General features: G+C 65.6%; 20 protein-coding genes. 18 read left to right on the forward strand and 2 right to left on the reverse strand.

The features are described 5' to 3' along the window. Positions 1 to 249 precede the first annotated feature (249 nt). Together BLR94_RS04925 and yihA are read left to right on the forward strand one after the other, a co-directional pair. Positions 250 to 1146 carry a D-hexose-6-phosphate mutarotase gene (locus BLR94_RS04925; RefSeq protein WP_084303656.1) on the forward strand — a complete coding sequence of 299 codons (897 nt, stop codon included), beginning with the start codon at positions 250 to 252 and terminating at the stop codon, positions 1144 to 1146. 85 nt (positions 1147 to 1231) lie between these two features. Next, positions 1232 to 1876, forward strand: coding sequence for a ribosome biogenesis GTP-binding protein YihA/YsxC (yihA, locus tag BLR94_RS04930; RefSeq protein WP_084303657.1), 645 nt, complete (start codon positions 1232 to 1234; stop codon positions 1874 to 1876). A gap of 484 nt (positions 1877 to 2360) precedes the next feature. Here the strand turns inward: yihA and polA are convergent, their stop codons facing one another. Next, entirely contained in the window at positions 2361 to 5189 is a 2829-nt protein-coding gene (polA, locus tag BLR94_RS04935) for a DNA polymerase I (RefSeq protein WP_084303658.1), read from the reverse strand. Between the two features lie 75 nt (positions 5190 to 5264). Between polA and BLR94_RS04940 the strand changes: the two genes are divergently transcribed. The 3 genes from BLR94_RS04940 (at position 5265) to BLR94_RS04950 (ending at position 7378) form a co-directional block, all read left to right on the forward strand. Then, positions 5265 to 5549: a DUF2782 domain-containing protein gene (locus tag BLR94_RS04940; protein ID WP_042553594.1), complete on the forward strand. Its 285-nt coding sequence runs from the start codon at positions 5265 to 5267 to the stop codon at positions 5547 to 5549. Positions 5550 to 5561: 12 nt separating this feature from the next. Next, entirely contained in the window at positions 5562 to 6512 is a 951-nt protein-coding gene (locus BLR94_RS04945) for a homoserine kinase (RefSeq protein ID WP_084303659.1), read from the forward strand. A 188-nt stretch (positions 6513 to 6700) separates the two neighbouring features. Then, positions 6701 to 7378: a TVP38/TMEM64 family protein gene (locus BLR94_RS04950; RefSeq protein ID WP_084303660.1), complete on the forward strand. Its 678-nt coding sequence runs from the start codon at positions 6701 to 6703 to the stop codon at positions 7376 to 7378. Between the two features lie 42 nt (positions 7379 to 7420). Here BLR94_RS04950 and znuA read toward each other — a convergent pair whose 3' ends face one another. Continuing rightward, positions 7421 to 8374, reverse strand: coding sequence for a zinc ABC transporter substrate-binding protein ZnuA (gene znuA / locus BLR94_RS04955; protein ID WP_084303661.1), 954 nt, complete (start codon positions 8372 to 8374; stop codon positions 7421 to 7423). 189 nt (positions 8375 to 8563) lie between these two features. Here znuA and BLR94_RS04960 point away from each other — a divergent pair, with 189 nt between their 5' ends. From BLR94_RS04960 to BLR94_RS05020, 13 genes are all read left to right on the forward strand, one after another. After that, positions 8564 to 9064: a sigma-70 family RNA polymerase sigma factor gene (locus BLR94_RS04960; RefSeq protein WP_084303662.1), complete on the forward strand. Its 501-nt coding sequence runs from the start codon at positions 8564 to 8566 to the stop codon at positions 9062 to 9064. Then, the gene (locus BLR94_RS04965) at positions 9061 to 10002 is read left to right on the forward strand and encodes a FecR family protein (protein WP_084303663.1); all 942 of its coding nucleotides are present in this window, start codon (positions 9061 to 9063) and stop codon (positions 10000 to 10002) included. Before BLR94_RS04960 ends, BLR94_RS04965 begins: the two co-directional genes overlap by 4 nt. A gap of 100 nt (positions 10003 to 10102) precedes the next feature. Next, the gene (locus BLR94_RS04970) at positions 10103 to 12796 is read left to right on the forward strand and encodes a TonB-dependent receptor (RefSeq protein WP_084303862.1); all 2694 of its coding nucleotides are present in this window, start codon (positions 10103 to 10105) and stop codon (positions 12794 to 12796) included. A gap of 49 nt (positions 12797 to 12845) precedes the next feature. Next, positions 12846 to 13490: a gamma-glutamylcyclotransferase gene (locus tag BLR94_RS04975; RefSeq protein WP_084303664.1), complete on the forward strand. Its 645-nt coding sequence runs from the start codon at positions 12846 to 12848 to the stop codon at positions 13488 to 13490. 11 nt (positions 13491 to 13501) lie between these two features. After that, positions 13502 to 15085, forward strand: coding sequence for an ABC transporter substrate-binding protein (locus BLR94_RS04980; RefSeq protein WP_208601335.1), 1584 nt, complete (start codon positions 13502 to 13504; stop codon positions 15083 to 15085). Beyond that, the gene (locus BLR94_RS04985) at positions 15082 to 16089 is read left to right on the forward strand and encodes an ABC transporter permease (protein ID WP_084303665.1); all 1008 of its coding nucleotides are present in this window, start codon (positions 15082 to 15084) and stop codon (positions 16087 to 16089) included. The genes BLR94_RS04980 and BLR94_RS04985 overlap by 4 nt, the downstream gene beginning before the upstream one ends. Beyond that, positions 16089 to 16970, forward strand: coding sequence for an ABC transporter permease (locus BLR94_RS04990; protein WP_084303666.1), 882 nt, complete (start codon positions 16089 to 16091; stop codon positions 16968 to 16970). Before BLR94_RS04985 ends, BLR94_RS04990 begins: the two co-directional genes overlap by 1 nt. Then, positions 16963 to 17820 carry an ABC transporter ATP-binding protein gene (locus BLR94_RS04995; protein ID WP_084303667.1) on the forward strand — a complete coding sequence of 286 codons (858 nt, stop codon included), beginning with the start codon at positions 16963 to 16965 and terminating at the stop codon, positions 17818 to 17820. The genes BLR94_RS04990 and BLR94_RS04995 overlap by 8 nt, the downstream gene beginning before the upstream one ends. Further along, complete coding sequence (locus BLR94_RS05000; protein ID WP_084303668.1) at positions 17817 to 18551, forward strand: ABC transporter ATP-binding protein; 735 nt, start codon at positions 17817 to 17819, stop codon at positions 18549 to 18551. Before BLR94_RS04995 ends, BLR94_RS05000 begins: the two co-directional genes overlap by 4 nt. A gap of 89 nt (positions 18552 to 18640) precedes the next feature. Next, positions 18641 to 19141: a Fur family transcriptional regulator gene (locus BLR94_RS05005; RefSeq protein WP_084303669.1), complete on the forward strand. Its 501-nt coding sequence runs from the start codon at positions 18641 to 18643 to the stop codon at positions 19139 to 19141. Beyond that, entirely contained in the window at positions 19138 to 19941 is an 804-nt protein-coding gene (gene znuC / locus BLR94_RS05010) for a zinc ABC transporter ATP-binding protein ZnuC (protein WP_084303670.1), read from the forward strand. Before BLR94_RS05005 ends, znuC begins: the two co-directional genes overlap by 4 nt. Continuing rightward, positions 19934 to 20722, forward strand: coding sequence for a zinc ABC transporter permease subunit ZnuB (gene znuB / locus BLR94_RS05015; protein WP_084303671.1), 789 nt, complete (start codon positions 19934 to 19936; stop codon positions 20720 to 20722). Before znuC ends, znuB begins: the two co-directional genes overlap by 8 nt. 74 nt (positions 20723 to 20796) lie before the next feature. Next, the gene (locus tag BLR94_RS05020; protein WP_084303672.1) at positions 20797 to 21624 is read left to right on the forward strand and encodes a hypothetical protein; all 828 of its coding nucleotides are present in this window, start codon (positions 20797 to 20799) and stop codon (positions 21622 to 21624) included. The last annotated feature ends 15 nt before the right edge of the window (positions 21625 to 21639 follow it).

Genomic DNA, 21639 nt, shown 5'->3' on the forward strand with positions numbered 1-21639 from the left:
TCTGCCTGCGCGGCGTGGGTGCACTCATCCTCATGCGGTTGATGCTGCAGGTCATCGCCTAGCCATTTCGGCACCGATCACTTGGCTACCGAATCAGCTCCAGGGTTCGTAAACTGACAGGCGGCCCAGAACGCCCGCCTCGACGGGCGTTTTTCAGGGCCGCAAGCGAACCTCCGGGCCACGCCGCGGCCCAACAGGCACCGTTTACCAGGCCGTAGCAGAACGACCTGCCACAGGAGCAGTATTGTCATGAGCACCACCAACGAACGTATCCAGCTGGGCGATCTGGTCTGCTGGCGTATCCACCACGCCGGTGCCGAACTGCTGGTGAGCGAGCAAGGCGCACAGGTTCTGCATTACCAACCGGCCAGCGGGCAGCCACTGATCTGGCTGAGCGACCAAGCCGTTTACCAGCGCGGGCAGAGCGTGCGCGGCGGGGTTCCGCTGTGCTGGCCCTGGTTCGGCGACCTGCAGCGCAACCCCGAGGCGATACGGGCCGCCCACACACGCCCTGAAAACGCTCCTGCCCACGGGTTGGTGCGTAACTGCGACTGGCAGTTGATCGGCCTGAACACCGAGGAGGATGGCGTGACGTTGTCGTTCGCCTTCGACACCGCTGCCCAGCCGTTCGCAGAATGGCCGTTCGCTGCCGAGCTGCAACTCGATATCCATCTCGGCGAGCGCCTCAGGCTGACCCTGACCACGCGCAACCTCGGCGACGCCGAGCTGCCGATCAGTCAGGCCTTGCACAGCTACTTCGCGGTCAGTGACATCCGCCGGGTGACGGTCGAAGGTCTGGATGCCTGCCGCTATGTCGACACCCTCGACGGCTGGAAGAAAGTCCGCCAGAAAGGCGCGCTGGCGTTCAGCGGCGAAACCGACCGCATCTACCTCGACACACCGGCACAACTGAGCATCGTCGACCCCCTGTGGAAGCGCCGCATCCTCATGCGCAGCGAAGGCTCGAGTTCGGCGGTGGTATGGAACCCCTGGATCGCCAAGGCCAGGCGCCTGTCGCAGTTCGCCGACGACGCCTGGCAGGGCATGCTCTGCATCGAGCACGCCAACGTACTGGACGACGCCCTGATTCTCGCGCCGGAGGCCGAATACACGCTCGACGTGACCCTCTGGTCGCAGGCGCTCTGAGGCATCATGGCAGTCAGTCCGGGCGCGTCAGCGCGGCCCCAGCCTGATAGACTGCCGCGATGCACGCCCGCCACCGGATACCCCGATGCACGCAAAGAACCCTGCAATCGGCTTGTGTCAGCAAGCCACCTTTCTGATCAGCGCCGCCAAGGTCGACCAATGCCCGGACGACCAGGGCTACGAAGTCGCCTTCGCCGGGCGTTCCAACGCCGGCAAGTCCAGCGCGCTGAACACCCTGACCCACGCCAGCCTGGCCCGCACCTCGAAAACCCCGGGGCGCACCCAATTGCTCAACTTCTTCCGCCTGGATGAAGAGCGCCGCCTGGTCGACCTGCCCGGCTACGGTTACGCCAAGGTACCGATCCCGCTCAAGCTGCACTGGCAGAAGCACCTCGAGGCCTACCTGGGCAGCCGCGAAAGCCTGCGCGGGTTGATGCTGATGATGGACATCCGCCACCCGCTGACCGAGTTCGACCGCATGATGCTCGACTGGTCCGGCGCCAGCGGCATGCCCCTGCACATCCTGCTGACCAAGGCCGACAAGCTGGCCTTCGGCGCGGCGAAAACTGCGCTGCTCAAGGTTCAGCAGGAGATTCGCAAAGGATGGGGCGACCACGTCAGCATCCAGCTGTTCTCGGCGCCCAAGCGCATCGGCGTGGAAGATGCGCAAACCGTCCTGGGCCACTGGCTGGGCCTGATCGGGGAAGCACACGAACAGGCCGGGCAATGACCTGCGCTCCATAGCCGGCAGCGGAACACAGCGACACCCAGGACAACCATCGAGACCTGTAACGTTCTCAAGAAAGCCCTGGGTTTCCCTTCGCTCGACGCCAGGCTACGAACGACCGGCGTGGAGCGGGCGTTTCGCACCAGCGGGCATTTGTGCCTGAACGCTGAGGCTCTACGCGGCGGGCAGGGAAAATCGACAATGGGGCAGCCTGGCACTTTTCTGCAGGCAAAAAAAACCCCGAACTTCGTATGGGGAGGGAGAAGATCGGGGTTTAAGGGTCTGAACCGCTAGGGCGGGGCTCAGATGTCTGCCAACACTTAACACAACAAAGGAGCATCGAAGGGCTTTATGGGCCATTCACACACTCTGACCGGGTGGACAGAAGTAAAGTTCAGCGATGCTTAGAATGCTTTGTTTGGTCTCGATATCCGCTAAGAGCCCTGGGCTCTAAACGATAACGTGACGCATCTCCCGGCCTCGGCGCTCAGTGTGCCTCGTCCCAGTTGTTGCCGACCCCTACCTCGACGAGCATCGGCACATCCAGCGCCGCGGCCTCGGCCATCAGCGGGCGAATGCGCGCTCTGACCTCTTCGACCAGGTCTTCACGCACTTCCAGCACCAGTTCATCGTGCACCTGCAGGATCACCCTGGCATCCAGGCCCGACGCGGTCAGCCAGTTGTCCACCACCACCATGGCCTTCTTGATGATGTCCGCCGCCGTGCCCTGCATCGGCGCGTTGATCGCGGTGCGCTCGGCACCGGCGCGCTCCTGGGGGCGACTGGACTTGATCTGCGGCAGGTACAGGCGACGCCCGAACAGGGTTTCCACGAAGCCCTGTTCGGCGGCCTGGTGACGGGTACGCTCCATGTACTCGCGCACACCCGGGTAGCGGGCGAAATAGGTCTCGATATAGGCCTTGGCGGTTTTGTTGTCGATACCGATATCCTTGGCCAGCTTCTGCGCGCCCATGCCGTAGATCAGGCCGAAGTTGATGGCCTTGGCGCTGCGCCGCTGATCCGAGGTCACCTGATCCAGCCCGACCTTGAACACTTCGGCAGCCGTCGCGGTGTGCACGTCGAGGTCTTTGCGGAAAGCATTCATCAGCCCTTCATCGCGCGACAGGTGCGCCATGATGCGCAGTTCGATCTGCGAATAGTCGGCCGACAGCAGCTTGTAGCCCTCGGGCGCGATGAACGCCTGGCGGATACGGCGACCCTCGGCGCTGCGCACCGGGATGTTCTGCAGGTTCGGGTCGCTGGACGACAGGCGCCCGGTAGATGCCACCGCCTGTTGATAACTGGTATGGATGCGCCCGGTGCGCGGGTTGATCTGTTCCGGCAGGCGATCCGTATAGGTACTCTTGAGCTTGCTCAGGCTGCGGTACTGCATCAGCACCTTGGGCAGTTCGTAGTCCTGCTCGGCCAGCTCGGCGAGCACCGCTTCGGCAGTCGACGCCTGGCCTTTGGCGGTCTTGCTGATGATCGGCAAACCGAGCTTTTCATAAAGGATGGCGCCGAGCTGCTTGGGCGAGCCGAGGTTGAACTCCTCGCCCGCCACCGCGAACGCCTCACGTTCCAGCGCGATCAGCTTCTCGCCCAGCTCCTGGCTGTGACGGCCCAGCAGGTTGGCATCGACCAGCGCCCCATTGCGCTCGATACGCGCCAGCACCGGCACCAGCGGAATTTCGATATCACGCAGCACGCTGGCCAGGCTTGGCTCCTGTTCCAGACGGCTCCACAGGTGCTGGTGCAGACGCAGGGTCACGTCGGCGTCCTCTGCGGCATAAGGGCCGGCCTGTTCCAGGGCGATCTGGTCGAAGGTCAATTGCTTGGCCCCCTTACCGGCGATGTCCTCGAAACGGATGGTGCCGTGCCCCAGGTACTTGAGCGACAGGCTGTCCATGTCATGGCGCGTGGCGGTGGAGTCCAGCACGTAGGACTCGAGCATGGTGTCGAACGCCACGCCCTGCACGGTGATGGGTGTGCAGGCGTTGGCGAGGATATTGATGTCGTACTTGGCGTGCTGGCCGACCTTGGCCTTGGCCGGGTCTTCGAGAATCGGCTTGAGGGCGCGCAGCACCGCATCGCGATCCAGCTGCTGCGGCACACCCATATAACTGTGGGCGACCGGCACGTAGACAGCTTCACCGGCCTTGACCGCGAACGACAGACCGACCAGCTGCGCCTGCTGAGCATCGACGCTGGTGGTTTCGGTATCGAAGGCGATCAGTTCGGCCTGCTGCAACTGGGCGAGCAGCGCATCGAACTCGCCCTGCTCGAGGATCGTGCGGTAATTGCCGGTAACCGCCACCGGCTCGCTTTCGGCAACGGGAGCATCACCTGCAACGGGCGCAGCGGGTTCAGGGCTGCTGAACAGATCGTCGGCAGCCGGTGTGAGCTCTGCCCTGGCCCTGGGCTTGGGTGCGGCGCTCTTGTTCTGGCGCAGCAGTTCATCGAGCCAGCTCTTGAACTCCAGCTCTTCGTAGAGCGGTATCAGTGCTTCGACATCGGGCTCGCCGGGGTACAGCCTGGCGTAATCGAGGTCCAGCGGCACGTCCAGCTTGATGGTCGCCAGCTGATAGGACAGGTAGGCCATCTCACGGTGTTCTTCGAGCTTGGCCGGCAGCGTCTTGGCACCGCGAATCGGCAGGCCTGGCACTTTGTCGAGGTTGGCGTAGAGCACGTCGAGGCCGCCGCCGACACCGACCAGCAGGCCCAGGGCGGTTTTCTCGCCGACGCCGGGCACGCCTGGAATGTTGTCGACCTTGTCGCCCATCAGCGCCAGGTAGTCGATGATCAGCTCGGGGCCGACCCCGAACTTCCCTTTCACGCCCTCGATGTCGTAAACGCTACCGGTCATGGTGTTGACCAGCGTAACGTGCTGGCACACCAGTTGCGCCATGTCCTTGTCGCCCGTGGAGATCACCACGTCACGGCCCTCGGCGGCGCTCTGCCGGGCCAGGGTGCCGATCACGTCATCCGCTTCCACGCCTTCGATGCACAGCAGCGGCAGGCCGAGCGCACGCACGCTGGCATGCAGCGGTTCGACCTGCAGGCGCAGTTCGTCGGGCATCGGTGGACGGTTGGCCTTGTACTCGGCGAACAGCTCATCGCGGAAGGTCCCGCCCTTGGCGTCGAAAACCACCGCGAAGGGGCTGTCCGGGTACTGCCGGCGCAGGCTGCGCAGCATGTTCAACACCCCTTTGACCGCGCCTGTGGGCAGGCCTCGGGAGGTGGTCAGGGGCGGCAGGGCGTGGAAGGCCCGGTACAGGTAAGAGGAACCGTCGACCAGGACGAGGGGGGCTTGGCTCATGAGCGTGATCAACCTTTTCGGCGGGCGTGGCGCTAGAATACGCAGCACCGTTGATATCAAAGGGACAAGGTTACCATGGGACCACTGAATCGCTTGATCCTGCTTGCCGTGCTGGCCAGCGTGCCGTTCGCCGCTCAGGCCGATGACGCCCCCTCGGCGGATCCTGATGTAACCATCCGCCAGGACGGCGACCGTACCGTGGAGGAGTACCGGGTCAACGGCTTCCTCTACGCCATCAAGGTCACCCCCAAAGGTGGCAAACCCTATTTCCTGGTGCGGGCCGACGGCAGCGACGGCAATTTCGTGCGGTCCGATTCGCCGGACATGCTGATCCCGGCCTGGGAAATCTTCAGCTGGTAAGGCAGTCAATTCATGTCGGTGTTCACCCCGCTGCAACGTGCGCAACTGGATACGTTTCTCGCCCCCTATGGGCTCGGCCGCCTGCTCGACTTCCAGGGCATCGAGGCCGGTAGCGAGAACAGCAATTTCTTCGTCAGCCTGGAGCAGGGCGAGTTCGTGCTGACCCTGATCGAGCGCGGGCCAAGCGACGATCTGCCGTTCTTCATCGAGCTGCTGGACGTGCTCCACGCTGCCGGCCTGCCGGTGCCCTACGCGTTGCGCACCGACAGCGGCGATGCCTTGCGCAGCCTGGCTGGCAAGCCGGCGCTGCTGCAGCCACGGCTGAGCGGCAAGCACATCAGCGCGGTCAACGCCCACCATTGCCAGGAAATCGGCGGCCTGCTCGCGCGCATTCACCTGGCGACCCGCGAAAGCCCGTTGCCACGCAAGAGCGATCGGGGCCTGGAGTGGATGCTGCGTGAAGGCGCAGCGCTGGCCCAGCGGCTGCCGGCCGACCAGGCCAGCCTGCTGAACGATGGCCTGGAAGAAATCGCTACAGTGCAGGAACGCGTGCGCAAGCTGCCGGGTGCCAATCTGCATGCCGACCTGTTTCGCGACAACTGCCTGTTCGAAGGCACGCACCTGAGCGGAGTGATCGACTTCTACAACGCCTGTTCGGGGCCGATGCTCTATGACCTGGCCATCGCCGTGAACGACTGGTGCTCGGACGAGCAAGGGCAGTTGAATGCCGAGCGCACTCGCGCGCTGCTTGGTGCCTATGCCGCAGTGCGCCCGTTCAGCGCCGCCGAAGCCGAGCTGTGGCCTGCCCTGCTGCGCATCGGCTGCGTGCGTTTCTGGCTATCGCGCCTGATCGCCGCAGAAGCCTTCGCCGGCCAGGACGTGCTGATTCACGATCCGGCCGAGTTCCAGCGTCGTCTGGCCGAACGTCAGCACGTCGAACTGGCACTGCCGTTCGCGCTGTAGGTCTCCCGTAGGGGCCGGGGCCTGTAGCATCCAGTCGCGTATGCCCTGGCTCAGCGCTTGTACCGTTCGAGCGCCTGCCCCTATGCTGCGGCTCTCATCTGCTGCTACCGGTGAAGTGCGGCTGGCAGCTCGATTTCCCCTGACTCGCTCGAAATCGAGTCGGGTCCACGACCTTGCAGCGGGCCCCTATGCAATCACCGACGCCCAATCACAAGCGGCGTTCGGCGCCCGCTACACCCGCCACCTGGGCATTGCGTCTTCTCGGCGCGACCGTCTTGCTGGTGTTCGCCGTGGCGATCTGGAACGCCTGGGATCATCAAGCGTTCATCGCCTGGCGTGAAGAGGCCGGGGTGCTGCCGTTTTTCTTCGCCATGGCGATACTGCCCGCGCTGGGTGTACCGATCACACCCTTCTTCATCGTCGCCGGGGCGACCTTCGGTGTGCCTATCGGTCTCGCCGGCAGCGCGGTCGCCCTGTCGGCCAATCTGGCGCTGTGCTACTGGATTGCGCGAAGCGGCCTGCGGCCCTGGCTAGGTCGCCTGCTCGCCCGTACTCGCTATGGCATTCCCGACTTCGAGAAAGCTGATGGAGCGCTGCGTTTCACACTGCTGGTCAAGCTGGCGCCAGGCGTGCCGATCTTCATCAAGCACTATCTGCTCGGTATGGCCGGGGTTCCCTTCTGGATCTACTTCGGGGTTTCCGGGCTGATCACCGGCATCTACGCGGTGGCCTTCGTGGTACTGGGTGAGTCGCTGCTCGAGCATGATCTGGGCAACAGCGCGGCGGCCCTCGCCGTGCTGGGCCTGGTCGCGCTGGCGATCTACCTGATACGCCGACGCTTCAGCGCCAGGCAAGACGCCGAATGAGCGGGCCGCAGGCTTGTCGCACCGAAGCGTGAACGCCCGGGTTCAGAGCTTGCCCAGGCAACCATCCAGACCATCGGCCAGCCCCTGCAGCAAGCCTTCGTAACCGCTTGCCCCGAGCGGTGCTGCCGCGCCCATGGCGTCGAGCTCGGCCAGGGTCGCCGGCAGCCCGGCGGTCAGGGTTTCGGCCAGGCGTGGGCGCAGCGGAGGCTCGCTGAATACGCAGCTCGGCCCTACGCGCTGCAGTTGCTCGCGCATCGCCGCCACATGACGGGCACCCGGCTGCACTTCGCTGCCTACGCTGAACACACCGACGTGCTTGAGGCCGTAAGCGGCTTCGAAGTAGTCGAAGGCCTCATGGAAAACGAAAAAGGGCTTGGCCGACAGCGGCTTGAGCTGGGCCTGCAGGCGCGGCTCCAGCGTATCGAGACGCTTGTCGAACGCGTGCAGATTGGCCTGATAACGCGGTGCGTTGGCGGGGTCGGCCTTGCTCAGATCGGCGGCCATGCGCGCGGCAATCACCCGGGCGTTGGCCGGCAACAGCCAGAGGTGGGCGTCCAGGCTGCCGGGGCGGTGGTCATGGTCATGCTCGCCGAGCGATTCATGGGCCTGGTCGTGGTCGTGGTCGTGGTCGTGGTCGTGGCCATCATCCTCACCGAAATGCCGCAGCGTCATATCCGGCAGGCTCTGCACGGCGACGCTGGGCTTTTCGCGGGTAGCCAGAACGCGGGGCATGAAGCTCTCCATGTCTGGCCCGATCCAGTACAGCAGATCCACTTCCTGCACCCGGCGCATGTCCGAGGGGCGCAGCGCATAGTGGTGCGGTGACGCACCCGGCGGCAGCAATACTTCGGGTTCGCCGACGCCGTCCTGTACCGCAGCGGCGATCAGTTGCAACGGCTTGATGCTGGTGAGTACCCGGACATCGGCCTGGGCGAGGGGCACGAGGACGAACAGGCTTAAAGACAGGACGAGCAGGCGAGAAAAGCGCAACGGCATGGCGGCGAGTCATTCAGAAAGCAAAGGGGCTATACAATAACATTTCCTCGAAAAGACGTTGCAGGTTCCTCGTCGGATCTATTTGTGAGCTCGGTGAAATTCAAAATTGGTATATCCATGGTGTTTTTTATTCTTTTTAGCTGATTTCCATTTGCGGCACAGTAGCTTCAGGCCTTTTGAGGAAGGGACATGGAAAATCCAGCTCGGCGACTGGTCGCCCAATGGTTCGTGCACAACCAGCGCTGGCTGCACGCACGCCTGTATCGCCGCCTGGGCTGCACCCACAATGCCGAAGACTTGGTCGCGGAAACCTTCCTGCGCGCACTCAGCTTGCCGGACCCCGCGCAAATCCGCGAACCACGGGCTTTGCTGACCACCATCGCGCAACGCCTGATGCAGGAAAGCTGGCGGCGCCGGGACCTGGAGCATGCCTACCTACAGATGCTCGGGGAGCTTCCGGAACAGGTTCACCCCTCGCCGGAAGAGCGCCTTTTGCTGATCGAAACGCTGGTACGGCTCGACCGACTGCTCGATGGCTTGCCCGGCCAGGGCAAGGCTGCCTTCGTCCACAGCCAGATAGGCGGCCTGACCTACGCGCAGATCGCCGTGCGACTGGGCATTTCCACTGGCCGTGTGCAGCAATACATGAGCGAAGCCTTCAAGCTGTGCTACTGGGCGCTGCAGGAATGAGCGAACACGTGCCGAACAGCGTGGTCGACGAGGCCGCACACTGGATGATGCGCCTGCAATCCGGCGACATCGGCGAGGACGAACGCCAGGCATTCATCGCCTGGCAAAACGCTCATCCCACACACGCCCAGGTATTCCAGCGCCTGGCCGACAACCTCGGCCTGTTGCGCCGCGAGCCCCTGCTGCGGCTCTCCGACGAGCAGGTGCTGCGCGCCCTCAACAGCCCCTCGAGCCGACGCCATTTCCTGCGCGGCAGTCTCGCCGTGGTCGCTGCCGTCGGTCTCGGCACGCTGGGGTTGCACCTCAATCGCACCGGCCTGGTGCTGCCCGGCGACCTCTACACCGCCACGGGCGAGCGCACCAGCTACAGCCTGGCGGACGGCAGCCGGCTGAGCCTGGATGCACGCAGCCGGGTGACACCGGACTTCAGCTTCCGGCGTCGGGGCCTGCACTTCCACCATGGCGGTGCGCTGCTGGATGCCCCCGTCACCGATACACCGCTCACGCTGGATAGCCCGGCAGGTCGCCTGAGCAGCCTGGGTGGCCGCCTCATCCTGCGCAGCCGCACTGCCGGGCAGGTGCAGCTCACGGTGTTCGATGCCGAGGTACGCCTGGCCAACGGTCAACAGCTGCAACCTGGTAGCAACGTGAACCTGGACAGTACCGGCGTCATCGCGCAAGGCCCGTTACGCGGCAACGAAAGCGCCTGGCTCGACGGCCTGCTGGAGGTGGATGACCGCCCACTTGGCGAGGTGGTCGATGCCTTGCGTGCCTATCGCAACGGGGTACTTCGCTTGTCCGCGGCCGCCGCGGGCTTGCGCACCAGCGGCCTGTACCCCCTCGATGACAGTGACCGGACCCTGCAACTGCTGGCACAGACGCTGCCGATCCGCATCAACCGCCTTGGCGACCTGTGGGTCGGTATCGAACGGGCGTGAAGCAGAAATGCATAAGCTCATGACCAATGGTTCCAAGGCTGTTCTGCAGGTTTTTCCGCGTCATCGCTCATTGCAGAAAACCAAGGATGAGATGCCTGCCATGCACACTCCGATCAATACCCTGTTCATCAAACCTTCCTACCTGGCCCTGGCGCTGGTGATCGGCGCCAGCTGGACGCAAGCCAGCCTGGCGCAGAGCACGGCGAGCCAGCAGGCACGCAGTTTCGAGGTGCCGGCCGGCCCGCTTGGCCAGGTGCTGCTGGGGATCTCCCGGCAGAGCGGCCAGCTGATTTCCTTCGACCCGGCATTGGTTCAGGGGCGACAGGCAGATGCCGTCAGCGGCCAGCTCAGCGTCGACCAGGCCATTTCGCAAGCGCTGCAGGGAAGTGGCCTGGGCTTTTCCAGGGATGCCGATGCGCTGATCGTCAGCCCTGGAGCCGCTGCCAGCCAACCTGTGACGCCCGCTGCCGCGGCAGCCGCAACAGTCCAGCCGGCACTGGCGCCGCGCCTGGACAGCGTGATCGTCACCGGCACTCGCTCACAGGAACGCACCGCCAGCGCGTCGCTGTCGCCTATCGATGTGATCAGTGGCGACAGCCTGCGCAGCACCGGCTCGGAAGAGCTGGGTGCGGTGCTGGCGCGCCTGGTGCCGTCGATCAACTTCCCGCGGCCCAGCCTGGTGGACGGTGCCGAGCTGGCACGCCCGGCGCAACTGCGCGGCCTGTCGCCGGATCAGGTTCTGGTGCTGGTCAATGGCAAGCGCCGCCATACCGGCGCCTTCGTCAATCTTGGCGGGGCCATTGGCCGCGGTTCGGCGCCGGTCGACCTGAACGCCATTCCGGTGGCGGCCGTGGAGCGTATCGAAGTGCTGCGTGACGGCGCCTCGGCGCGCTACGGCTCGGACGCCATTGCCGGGGTGATCAACGTGATCCTCAAGCAGGATGCCGAAGGCGGCTCGGTGAGCAGCAAGTTCGGCCAATACAAGGATGGCGACGGTATCCAGCGCCAGCTCAGCGCCAACAGCGGCTTCGCGCTTGGCGACGATGGCTGGCTCAACCTCACCTTCGAGGGGGCCAACAACGATTACACCAACCGCGCAGGGGAGGACCTGCGGCCGGCGAGCGTCGGCTCCAGCACCTATGGCCAGCAGGTGTTCCGCCAGGGTGAACCCGCGACCGAGGAAGGCAAGCTGTTCCTCAATGGCGAGTACGCACTGCACGACGGCTCGGAACTCTATGCGTTCGGCGGCTACAGCCGGCGCAAGGGCGAGACCGCCGCGTTCTACCGCGCCAGCAACGCCGGCAACAACATACCGGCCCTGTATCCGGACGGTTACCTGCCGCTGATTCGCGGTGAGCTGCAGGACAGCTCGCTGACCACCGGCCTGCGCGGCGAGCTGGCGGATGACTGGCGCTACGACCTGTCGCTCAACTATGGCCGCAACGAATACCAGATCAGCACCCGCACCATCAACCCGGACCTGTACCGCGACACCGGCAGTACACCGTTCTCGTTCGACAACGGCACACTGAGCAACGAGCAGAAGCAGGTCAATCTGGATCTGGCCCGGGATTTCCAGTTGTCCTGGCTGCCTTACCCGCTGAGCGTGGCATTCGGTGCCGAATACCTGCACCAGAACTACGAGCTGGAAGCCGGTGAGGCAGGCTCCTACTACCGCGGTGGCAGTTCCGGCCTGGCAGGCTTTCGTGCCGCCGATGCGGGCGACTGGAGCCGCCACAACCTGGCGCAGTATCTGGACCTGGAGACCAACCTGACCGAGCAATTCGGCGTTTCCGCCGCCTTGCGCCACGAGGACTACAGCGACTTCGGCTCGAATATCAGCGGCTCGCTGGCCGGGCGTTACCAGTTCACTCCACAAGTGGCCCTGCGCGGCAGTGTCTCCACCGGTTTCCGGGCACCATCGCTCGCCCAGCAACACTTCGCCCAGACCTCCTCGCAGCTGATCGGCAGCACCATCCAGGAAGCCGGCACCTTTCCGGCCGACTCCCAGGTCGCCCGCCTGCTCGGCGCCGAGGACCTGAAGGCGGAGAAATCGCGCAACTACAGCCTGGGCCTGGTGCTCAACCCGCGCGACGACCTGCAGGTCACCGCCGACGTCTACCGCATCGACATCCGCGACCGTATCACCTTGTCCTCCAACCTCGACCTGAGCAACAACCCCGCCGCTCTGGCTTACCTGCAGGCCAACGGGGTCGGCGACATCAGCTACACCACGGCCCGCTACTTCAATAATGCCGTGGACACTCGCACCACCGGCGTCGACCTGGTCGCCAGCTACCGCCACCGCTTCGCAGGCGACCTGCGCTGGAACAGCACCCTGGGCTACAACTACAACCGCACCAAGGTCACCGACGTCAAGGATAACCCGGCGATCCTCGACAGCCTGGGCCTGAACCTGCTGCGCGTGGACCGCCGTGAGCGGCTCGGCCTGCTTGGCGATACGACCCCCAAGCACAAACTCACCTTCAGCAACGACCTGAGCATCGGCAACTGGACCCTGCGCAGCAACCTGGTGCGCTACGGCAAATTCACCAGCTACCAGAACAATGCGGCCAACGACCAGACCTTCGACGCCGCCTGGATTCTCGACCTGGCAGCGGATTACGCACTCGACAACTGGCTGTTCACCGTGGGCGGCGACAACGTCACCGACGAGCGACCGGAGCGCCTGCTGGCGGCCAACTCCTCGGGCGGCAACCTGAAGTACAGCACCTTCTCGCCCTACGGCTACAGCGGCGCCTTCTACTACGGCAAGGTCAGCTACAGCTGGTAACCTTCAAGTCCCGGCCTCGCCGGGGCCTCAACTTTCAGGCAAGGCAACCATGACCCCGGCCAACTCCCCGCTCGACTCGCCGCTTCCGCTCACCAGCGCACTGCTCAGCGCCGAACAGATGCGCCAGTCGATGGAGACCGTGCACCGCCAGCGCGGTGACCAGCCATTCTGGCTGTTCGCCTACGGCTCGTTGATCTGGCGTCCGGAATGCCCGTCGCTGGAAGTGCGCCGTGCACGCCTGCACGGTTACCACCGGGGCCTCTATCTGTGGTCGCACAGCCACCGGGGCACACCGGAACGCCCTGGCCTGGTGTTCGGCCTGGATCGCGGCGGCTCCTGCAACGGTTTCGCCTACCGGCTGGACGAGGACGAACTGGACTGCCACCTGCTGGCCCTCTGGCGGCGTGAAATGATCGACGCCGCCTACCAGCCGAAGTGGCTGAACTGCCGGCTCGAGGATGGCAGTTGCATCGACGCCCTGACCTTCGTGCTCAACCGCCAGGGGCCGCACTTCGCCGGCAGCCTGCCCGATCCGGTGCTGCGTCAGGTGCTGAGCAATGCTCGCGGCCATTTCGGCAGCACCCGCGAGTATGCCGAGCAGACCGCACGGGCACTGCGCCAGCACGCCATGCCGGATCGGCGTCTGGAGGCAACGCTCGCCCGCTGCGGGTGCGACGTGGTCGGGCCGACATGATGGTTCGGCCGTTGCGCCACGCACTGCTGGCCAGCCTGAGCCTCGCCCTGGTCGCCTGCAGCGACTCGCTCGGCACACCGAACGACGTGCTGGTGATCGCCTGGAACATCGACTCGATCAACACCTTCGACCCGGCGCGCAGCAGCGACATCGTCAGCAACGAGGTCATCGCCAACCTCTGCGATACCCTGGTAACCCCCGACCCAGACGACGCCACCCGACTGCTGCCAGGCCTGGCCGAACGCTGGGAGCAGTCCGCCGATCGCCTGTCCCTGACCTTCCACCTGCGTGAAGGCCTGCGCTTCGCCGATGGTCGCGGCGCCACCGCCGAGGACCTGGCCTGGTCGATCCGCCGTAACCTGCAGCTCGGCATGGCCGGCGCCAACGCCTTGCGCGAGTATGGCTTCCGCCTGGAGGACGCCGAGCAGCGCATTCGCGCGCTGGATGCGCGTACCCTGCGGCTGCAACTGGATCGCCCTTATCCCCAGTCGGTGATCATGCAGGCGATTGGCACTCACCGGGTGTCCAGCCTGCTGGATCGCCAGACATTGCTGAGCGAACAGGTCGATGGCGACCTCGGCAACCGCTGGCTGGGCCAGCACAGTGCCTGCGTCGGCCCCTATCGGCTGCGCCAGTGGAGTGCTGGCGAAGTGGCGGTGCTGGAGCGCAACCCCGGCCATTGGCAAGCGGCGAAACTGCAGCGGGTGATCCTGCGCCATGTCGCCGAGTCGGCCACCCAGCGCCTGCTGCTCGAACGCAACGACGTGGACGTGGCACGCAACCTCAACGCAGAGGATCTGAGAGCGCTCGAGGGCAAGGAGCAGGTGCGCATCGTCGCGGTGGAGAAACCGCAGATGTACTTTCTCGACATCAACAACAACGACCCGATTCTCGGCAACCCCAAGGTACGCCTGGCACTGCGCTACCTGTTCGACTACCAGGCCCTGGCCGACACCGTAATGCGCTACAACGGCATCCCCCGCGCCAGTTTCGTACCGCTCGGCTCGTTCGGTGCCCTGGATGCGGCGAGCGGCCAGCCGTTCCGCCTCGACCTCGACAAGGCACGCCAGTTGCTGGCCGAGGCTGGCTACCCGGATGGGTTCGAACGCCGCCTGCTGTATGGCACGCCGCTGTATTCGGCGCCCATCGCCCAGCACCTGCAGCACAACGCGGCCCAGGTGGGCATCCGGCTGACCCTGGAGCGCATGACCAACGGACAGTTGTTCACCCGTATCTTCGCCAACCAGTTCGAACTGAGCCTGCATAGCCTCGACAGTAACATCCCGGATGCCCACGGCATGGCCTCGCGCCTGGTATTCAACCCGGAGCCCACACCACGCAAGGCCACTGGCGCGATGCCCACCGTGTTCGCCAGCTACTACTCCGAGGCCGCCAACCGTGCCGTGCAAAACGCCCTGCTGGAGCCGGACGAGGCGCGCCGCCAGGCGCTCTACCACGCTCTGCAACGCCAGCAGATGCAGGCGGGCCCGTTCGCCTTCCTGTTCCAGCTCAACCAGTTGGCCGCGCTGCGCGCCAGCCTGCAGGGCTGGCGCTGGAACGGTTCGCGCAGCTACTACGCGGAGGCCTACAAATGAGGCTGCTCGGCAGTCTGTTGTCGGTGCTCGTCACCCTGCTCGGGCTCGCCGCGCTGACCTTCTGTATCGGTCGCCTGCTGCCCGTCGACCCGGTGCTGGCGATCCTTGGCGAAGGCGCTTCGCCGGAGGCCTATGCCGCATTGCATCACCAGCTTGGCCTGGATCGCAGCCTGGCCGAACAATTCTGGCGTTACCTGCTGGATCTGCTGCACCTGGACTTCGGCCTGTCGCTGGTATCAGGGCAGCCGGTGCTCGCCGATATCGCCCGGGTGTTTCCCGCCACCCTGGAGCTGGCCAGCGTGGCCATGCTGATCGGCACGCTACTGGGCATTCCCCTCGGCGTACTGGCGGCGATGCGCCGCAACGGCCCACTCGATCACGGCGTACGGATCGTCGGCCTGCTGTGCTACTCGACGCCGAGCTTCTGGCTCGGGCTGATGGCCCTGGCCCTGTTCTACGCCGCCCTGGGCTGGGTCGGCGGGCCGGGCCGCCTGGATTTCGCCTACCAGTGGAATTACCAGAACGTCACCGGCTTCGTCCTCCTCGATGCCCTCTGGCAGGGCGAATGGGCGGTGTTGCGCAATGCCTGGGCCCACCTGGTACTGCCTGCATCGATCCTCGGCCTGAGCGCCTTCGCCTACATCAGCCGCATGACACGCAGCTTCATGCTCGAACAGCTGCAACAGGAATACATCGTCACCGCCCGGGTCAAGGGCCTGTCCTGGACACGCACGGTATGGCTGCACGCCTTTCCCAACATCGCCGTGCAACTGGTGACGGTGGTGGCGCTTGCCTATGCCTTCCTGCTGGAAGGCGCGGTGCTGATCGAGACGGTATTCGCCTGGCCCGGCTTCGGTCGCTACATGACCAATGCCCTGATGGCCGGTGACATGAACGCCGTGGTCGGCTGCACCTTGCTGGTGGGGCTGATCTTCGTGCTGCTCAACCTGTTCAGCGATCTGCTCTACCGCCTGCTCGACCCACGTACCCGGGAGGCTCTGTGATGCAAGGCGAGCCAACCCGAACCGAGACGCTCTGGCAGGCACGCAGCCGTCAGGCCGCCCTGGCCGTACGCCGTTTCGCCGGCAACCACTCGGCACTGGCCGGGCTGGTGATTATTCTGCTGCTCGGCATGCTGGCGGCAATCGCGCCCTGGCTGGCGCCGGGCGACTACAACGCCCAGGATCTTGCCGCGACCCTGCAGGCGCCCTCGGCGCGGCACTGGCTGGGCACCGACGAGCTGGGCCGCGACCTGCTCGGCCGACTGCTGCATGGCACCCGGCTGACGCTGTACATCGCCCTGCTCTGCGCCGTCATCGTCACACCCCTGGGCCTGCTGGTCGGTACCTGCGCCGGCTACTTCGGCGGCTGGACAGACCGTGTCCTGATGCGCGTCGTCGACCTGTTCCTGGCCTTTCCGGGGTTGATCCTGGCACTGGCCTTCGTCGCCGCGCTCGGCCCGGGCATCGATAATACGATCCTGGCCATCGCCCTGTCGGCCTGGCCGCCGATCGCACGGCTGGCACGGGCCGAGACGCTGGCCATCCGCCAGGCGGATTACCTCGCGGCGGCACGCCTGCTCGGCGCCTCGCACCTGCGCCTGATCGTCCTGCACATCGTGCCACTGTGCCTGCCCTCGGTGGTGGTAAGGGTGACCCTGAACATGGCGGCGATCATCCTCGCCGCTGCCGGCCTCGGCTTTCTCGGCCTCGGCGCCCAACCGCCCAGCCCGGAATGGGGAGCGATGCTCGCCAGCGGACGCGAGTACGGGCTGACCGCCTGGTGGGTGGCCGCGGTACCGGGTTGCGCGATCCTGCTCGCCAGCCTGGCCTTCAACCTGTTCGGCGACGGCTTGCGCGACGCCCTGGATCCCCGCCATGACTGACCTGCTCGAGGTAGACAACCTGCGTGTGCGCTTCGAGGGCCCACGCGGCCGGCACGAAGCGGTTCGCGGCATCAGCTTCTCGCTGCGCGCGGGGGAAAAACTCGGCATCGTCGGCGAGTCGGGCAGTGGCAAGTCGCAGACCGCCCGGGCCCTGCTGAAGATCACCGCGCGTAGCGGCCAGGTCAGTGCCAGTCGCCTGGCCTTCGACGGGCTCGACCTGCTCAAGGCCGATGAACGGCAGATGCAGACGATCCGTGGGCGGCGCATCTCGATGATCCTGCAGGACCCGAAGTTCTCCCTCAACCCACTCAAGCGGGTCGGCGAGCAGGTCGCCGAGACCTGGCGACTGCACCGCCGCGACACCCGCAGCCAGGCCCGTCAGCGCAGCCTGGCGATGCTCGAGGCCGTGCAGATCCGCGACCCGCAACGGGTCTACGAGCTGTACCCGCACCAGCTGTCGGGGGGCATGGGCCAACGCATCATGATCGCCATGATGCTGATCACCGAACCGCAGTTGATCATCGCCGACGAACCGACCTCGGCACTCGACGTGACCGTGCGCCGTCAGTTCCTCAGCGTGCTCGATGAGCTGCTGGCGCGCCAGGGCTCCAGCCTGCTGCTGATCAGCCATGATCTGGATCTGGTCGCCGGGTTCTGCGACCGCATCCTGGTCATGTATGCCGGCCGCATCGTCGAGCAACTGGCCGCTCGCGACCTGCACCTGGCCCGGCACCCTTACACCCGCGCCCTGCTGGCCAGCCGCCCCGACCTGCAAAACCCGCAGGACTGGCTGGCGGTCGCGCAGCGTACGCCAGACTGGTCACGGCCACTCGAGGAGCTCGAAGCATGAGCCTGCTGCTTGAGGTAAGCGATCTGGTGATCGACTACGCGGGCCACCGGGTCGTCAAGGGTATCTCCCTGCACATCGAGCGTGGCGGCGCCTACGGTCTGATCGGCGAATCGGGCTGCGGCAAGTCCAGCGTATTGCGCGCCCTGGCCGGGCTGGTGCGCTACCGGGGCCAGGCACGCCTGGCGGGTAGGGAGCTGCAGGGTACGCCACGGGGCATCCTCGCCAGGCGCCTGCAGATGGTGTTTCAGGATCCCTATGCGTCGCTGCACCCGCGCAAGACCGTCGAACAGGTGTTGCGCGAACCGCTGCACATCCACCGCCTCGATGGCGGCGAGCGTCGCCTGCTGGACATGCTCGACGAGGTAGGCCTGTCCCGTGACCTGCGCTTTCGCTATCCCCACGAACTCTCCGGTGGCCAACGCCAGCGCGTGGCGATCGCCCGGGCACTGATCCTCGAACCCGACCTGCTGCTGCTCGACGAGCCCACCTCGGCACTGGACGTTTCGGTGCAGGCGGAAATCCTCAACCTGCTCAAGCGCCTGCAGCGCGATCGCAACCTCGCCTACCTGCTGGTCAGTCATGACCTGGCCGTGGTCGCCCACCTCTGCAATGACCTCGGCCTGATGCAGGGCGGGCAGATTCTCGAATCGCTCAACGCCGAGCAGATCCGCCATAGCCAGGCCGAGACACCCTACGGCCAGACGTTCCTGGCAGCCAGCCAGGCTTTCTGATCGCCGCCGGGCGACTGCCAGCCGCATTCATTTGCCGCGCGATGGCCGATGCGTAATAGAATAACGTCCTACGCTTCGAGGCCCTTGCCATGTACAAACCCGTCAGCGTCGTGCCGCCCCTGGCATCGCGCCCCCATGACCACTCCCATTGCGTCAGCCATGCGCTGGCCGAAGCCGAGGCCATCTGCGCTCGTCAGGGCCTGCGCCTGACCGCCCTGCGCAAGCGCGTGCTGGAGCTGGTCTGGGCCAGCCACAAGCCGCTGGGCGCCTACGACATTCTTGGCGTGCTCAGCGAGGCAGACGGCCGCCGCGCCGCGCCGCCGACCGTTTACCGCGCCCTGGATTTCCTCCTCGAAAATGGCCTGGTGCACCGCATCGCCTCACTCAACGCCTTCGTCGGCTGCAGCCACCCGGCACACGCCCACCAGAGCCAGTTTCTGATCTGCCGCAATTGCCACGCCGCCGTCGAGCTGGAGCAGACAGCGATCAGTGACGCCATCGTCAGCGGCGCCAAGGGTGTTGGCTTCAACGTGGAAAGCCAGACCGTGGAAGTCGTCGGCCTGTGCGCAGGCTGCCAAGGCAGCAAATGAGCGACACGCTGATTCGCCTCGAAGGCGTGACTGTCGGTTTCTCCGGGCAGGCGGTGCTCGATAACGTCGAGCTGACCATCAGACCCGGCGAGATCGTCACCCTGATCGGCCCCAACGGCGCCGGCAAGACCACCCTGGTGCGTGCGGTACTCGGCCTGCTCAAGCCGGACAGCGGCAGCGTCTGGCGCAAGCCCAGGCTGCGCATCGGCTACATGCCGCAGAAACTGCACGTCGACCCGACCTTGCCGCTCAGCGTACTGCGCTTTCTACGCCTGGTTCCCGGCGTAGACCGCGCCCGCGCCCAGGCGGCGCTGGCGGAGGTGGGTGCCAGCCAGGTGCTGGACAGCCCGCTGCAGGGCATCTCCGGTGGCGAACTGCAGCGCGTGCTGCTGGCCCGCGCCTTGCTGCGCGAGCCGCAGTTGCTGGTCCTCGACGAGCCGGTACAGGGCGTCGACGTGGCCGGCCAGGCCGAGCTGTACCGGCTGATCACCCGCCTGCGCGACCGCCATGGCTGCGGCGTGCTGATGGTCTCCCACGACCTGCACCTGGTGATGAGCACCACCGATCAGGTGGTATGCCTGAACCGCCACGTATGCTGTTCGGGCCACCCGGAGCAGGTCAGTTTCGATCCGGCCTTCGTCGAGCTGTTCGGCCGCGATGCCCAGAGCCTGGCCGTCTATCACCACCACCACGACCATGAACACGACCTGCATGGCAGCGTGGTCAGCGACGAACCCGGCCTGACCATCAACGGCCCGGTTCGCCCCCACGTACATGGAGATGGCTGCAAGCATGGCTGATTTTCTGCTCAACGCCCTGCTCGCCGGCCTCGCTCTGGCGCTGGTCGCCGGCCCACTGGGCTCCTTCGTGGTATGGCGGCGCATGGCCTATTTCGGCGACACCTTGTCCCATGCCGCGCTGCTCGGTGTGGCCCTGGGGCTGATGCTGGACGTCAACCCGACCTTCGCGGTGACCGTCGGCTGCGTGTTGCTGGCGATCCTGCTGGTTACCCTGCAGACCCGCCAGCCGCTGGCCAGCGATACGCTGCTCGGCATCCTCGCCCACAGCACGCTGTCACTGGGCCTGGTGGTGCTGAGTTTCATGCGCGATGTGCGCATCGACCTGATGGGCTACCTGTTCGGCGACCTGCTCGCCGTCGGCACCACCGACCTGGTCTGGATTCTGGCCGGCAGCGCCCTGGTGCTGATCCTGCTGGTGCTGATGTGGCGCCCGCTGTTGGCGATCACCGTGCACGAGGAACTGGCCAGGGTCGAAGGCCTGCCCGTGGCGGCGATCCGCCTCGGCCTGATGCTGCTCATCGCCATCGTCATCGCCGTGGCGATGAAGATCGTCGGCGTGCTGTTGATCACCTCGCTGCTGATCATCCCCGCTGCCGCTGCCCAGCGGCACGCACGCACGCCGGAGCAGATGGCCTGCGGTGCCAGCCTGCTGGGTATCGTCGCGGTGTGCAGTGGCCTCAGCCTGTCCTGGTTGCAGGACACCCCGGCCGGCCCGTCCATCGTGGTCTCGGCGGCCAGCCTGTTCCTGCTCAGTTTCCTGCTGCCACGCCGCAGGGCCTGAGTTGCAGAATTTGGTCAGCGCATGAGCCAGCGTGTAGAATTGCATGTTTTTTGCACAAACCGAGACTCGCAGCCATGACTTCGTTCCCCCTACGCAGCGCCGCCCTGGCCGCACTGGTTTTGCTGATGGCCGGCTGCCAGAGCCGCCAGCAAGCAGAACCGGCCCCCGCCCCGGCAGCCGTGGCGGTTGCGCCAAGTGCCCAGCAACAGTTCGACGCCGATCTTGCCGGCGGCCGGCTGGCCGAGGCCAAGACCCAGTTCGAGGCGCTGCGCCAGGACGGCGACCCCGCCGCGGTGTTGCACGCTCAACGGCGCCTGTCCGAAGCCTATTTGCAGGAAGGTCAGAAAGCCCTGGAAAGCGGCGATCTCGACAAGGCCGCCAAATCCCTGGGGCACGCGCGCAACCTGATGCCCAAGGCCCCGGCGCTGACCACCGGCCTGGATGGCGCCATCGGCAAGGCCCGTGAAGCCGAGTTGAGCGCTGTCGAGCAGGCACGCCAGGCCGGAGAACAGGCCCAGGCCGCACGTCAGGAACAGTTGCGCCTGCTGCGCCAGGCCGCCGAGGCACAGGCCGCGGCAACCCGTACCGCCGACGACACGCCAGGCCAGGACATTGCCCAACTGATCGACCCGACCGCCAAGCGCAGCGAAGTCAGCCTGTCGATGCTCGACAGCCGTGACGAGGCGGCCTTGTTCGAACGCTTGGATGCGGTAGCCGCGGATGTGGTGAGTTTCGACCGCAGTGTGCATATCCAGGTGCGCAGCGCCGAGGACCTGCGCCGCGTCACCGGGCTGCTCGAAGCACGGGTGATGAAACGCGACCCGACCTTCAAACTGATCCTCAGCCATGCAGTGAAACCCGTTCAGGTGCCCCGCCTGGTACTGCGCTCGCGCAATCGGTAATTGAATGGAACCCCG

The organism is Phytopseudomonas flavescens (assembly GCF_900100535.1).
GTDB classification, from domain to species: domain Bacteria; phylum Pseudomonadota; class Gammaproteobacteria; order Pseudomonadales; family Pseudomonadaceae; genus Aquipseudomonas; species Aquipseudomonas flavescens.

Excerpts from the sequence above, each read along its gene's own strand:
- BLR94_RS04925 (WP_084303656.1), top strand. The coding sequence starts at position 250 with ATGAGCACCACCAACGAACGTATCCAGCTGGGCGATCTGGTCTGCTGG.
- yihA (WP_084303657.1), top strand. The coding sequence starts at position 1,232 with ATGCACGCAAAGAACCCTGCAATCGGCTTGTGTCAGCAAGCCACCTTT.
- polA (WP_084303658.1), bottom strand. The coding sequence starts at position 5,189 with ATGAGCCAAGCCCCCCTCGTCCTGGTCGACGGTTCCTCTTACCTGTAC.
- BLR94_RS04940 (WP_042553594.1), top strand. The coding sequence starts at position 5,265 with ATGGGACCACTGAATCGCTTGATCCTGCTTGCCGTGCTGGCCAGCGTG.
- BLR94_RS04945 (WP_084303659.1), top strand. The coding sequence starts at position 5,562 with ATGTCGGTGTTCACCCCGCTGCAACGTGCGCAACTGGATACGTTTCTC.
- BLR94_RS04950 (WP_084303660.1), top strand. The coding sequence starts at position 6,701 with ATGCAATCACCGACGCCCAATCACAAGCGGCGTTCGGCGCCCGCTACA.
- znuA (WP_084303661.1), bottom strand. The coding sequence starts at position 8,374 with ATGCCGTTGCGCTTTTCTCGCCTGCTCGTCCTGTCTTTAAGCCTGTTC.
- BLR94_RS04960 (WP_084303662.1), top strand. The coding sequence starts at position 8,564 with ATGGAAAATCCAGCTCGGCGACTGGTCGCCCAATGGTTCGTGCACAAC.
- BLR94_RS04965 (WP_084303663.1), top strand. The coding sequence starts at position 9,061 with ATGAGCGAACACGTGCCGAACAGCGTGGTCGACGAGGCCGCACACTGG.
- BLR94_RS04970 (WP_084303862.1), top strand. The coding sequence starts at position 10,103 with ATGCACACTCCGATCAATACCCTGTTCATCAAACCTTCCTACCTGGCC.
- BLR94_RS04975 (WP_084303664.1), top strand. The coding sequence starts at position 12,846 with ATGACCCCGGCCAACTCCCCGCTCGACTCGCCGCTTCCGCTCACCAGC.
- BLR94_RS04985 (WP_084303665.1), top strand. The coding sequence starts at position 15,082 with ATGAGGCTGCTCGGCAGTCTGTTGTCGGTGCTCGTCACCCTGCTCGGG.
- BLR94_RS04990 (WP_084303666.1), top strand. The coding sequence starts at position 16,089 with ATGCAAGGCGAGCCAACCCGAACCGAGACGCTCTGGCAGGCACGCAGC.
- BLR94_RS04995 (WP_084303667.1), top strand. The coding sequence starts at position 16,963 with ATGACTGACCTGCTCGAGGTAGACAACCTGCGTGTGCGCTTCGAGGGC.
- BLR94_RS05000 (WP_084303668.1), top strand. The coding sequence starts at position 17,817 with ATGAGCCTGCTGCTTGAGGTAAGCGATCTGGTGATCGACTACGCGGGC.
- BLR94_RS05005 (WP_084303669.1), top strand. The coding sequence starts at position 18,641 with ATGTACAAACCCGTCAGCGTCGTGCCGCCCCTGGCATCGCGCCCCCAT.
- znuC (WP_084303670.1), top strand. The coding sequence starts at position 19,138 with ATGAGCGACACGCTGATTCGCCTCGAAGGCGTGACTGTCGGTTTCTCC.
- znuB (WP_084303671.1), top strand. The coding sequence starts at position 19,934 with ATGGCTGATTTTCTGCTCAACGCCCTGCTCGCCGGCCTCGCTCTGGCG.
- BLR94_RS05020 (WP_084303672.1), top strand. The coding sequence starts at position 20,797 with ATGACTTCGTTCCCCCTACGCAGCGCCGCCCTGGCCGCACTGGTTTTG.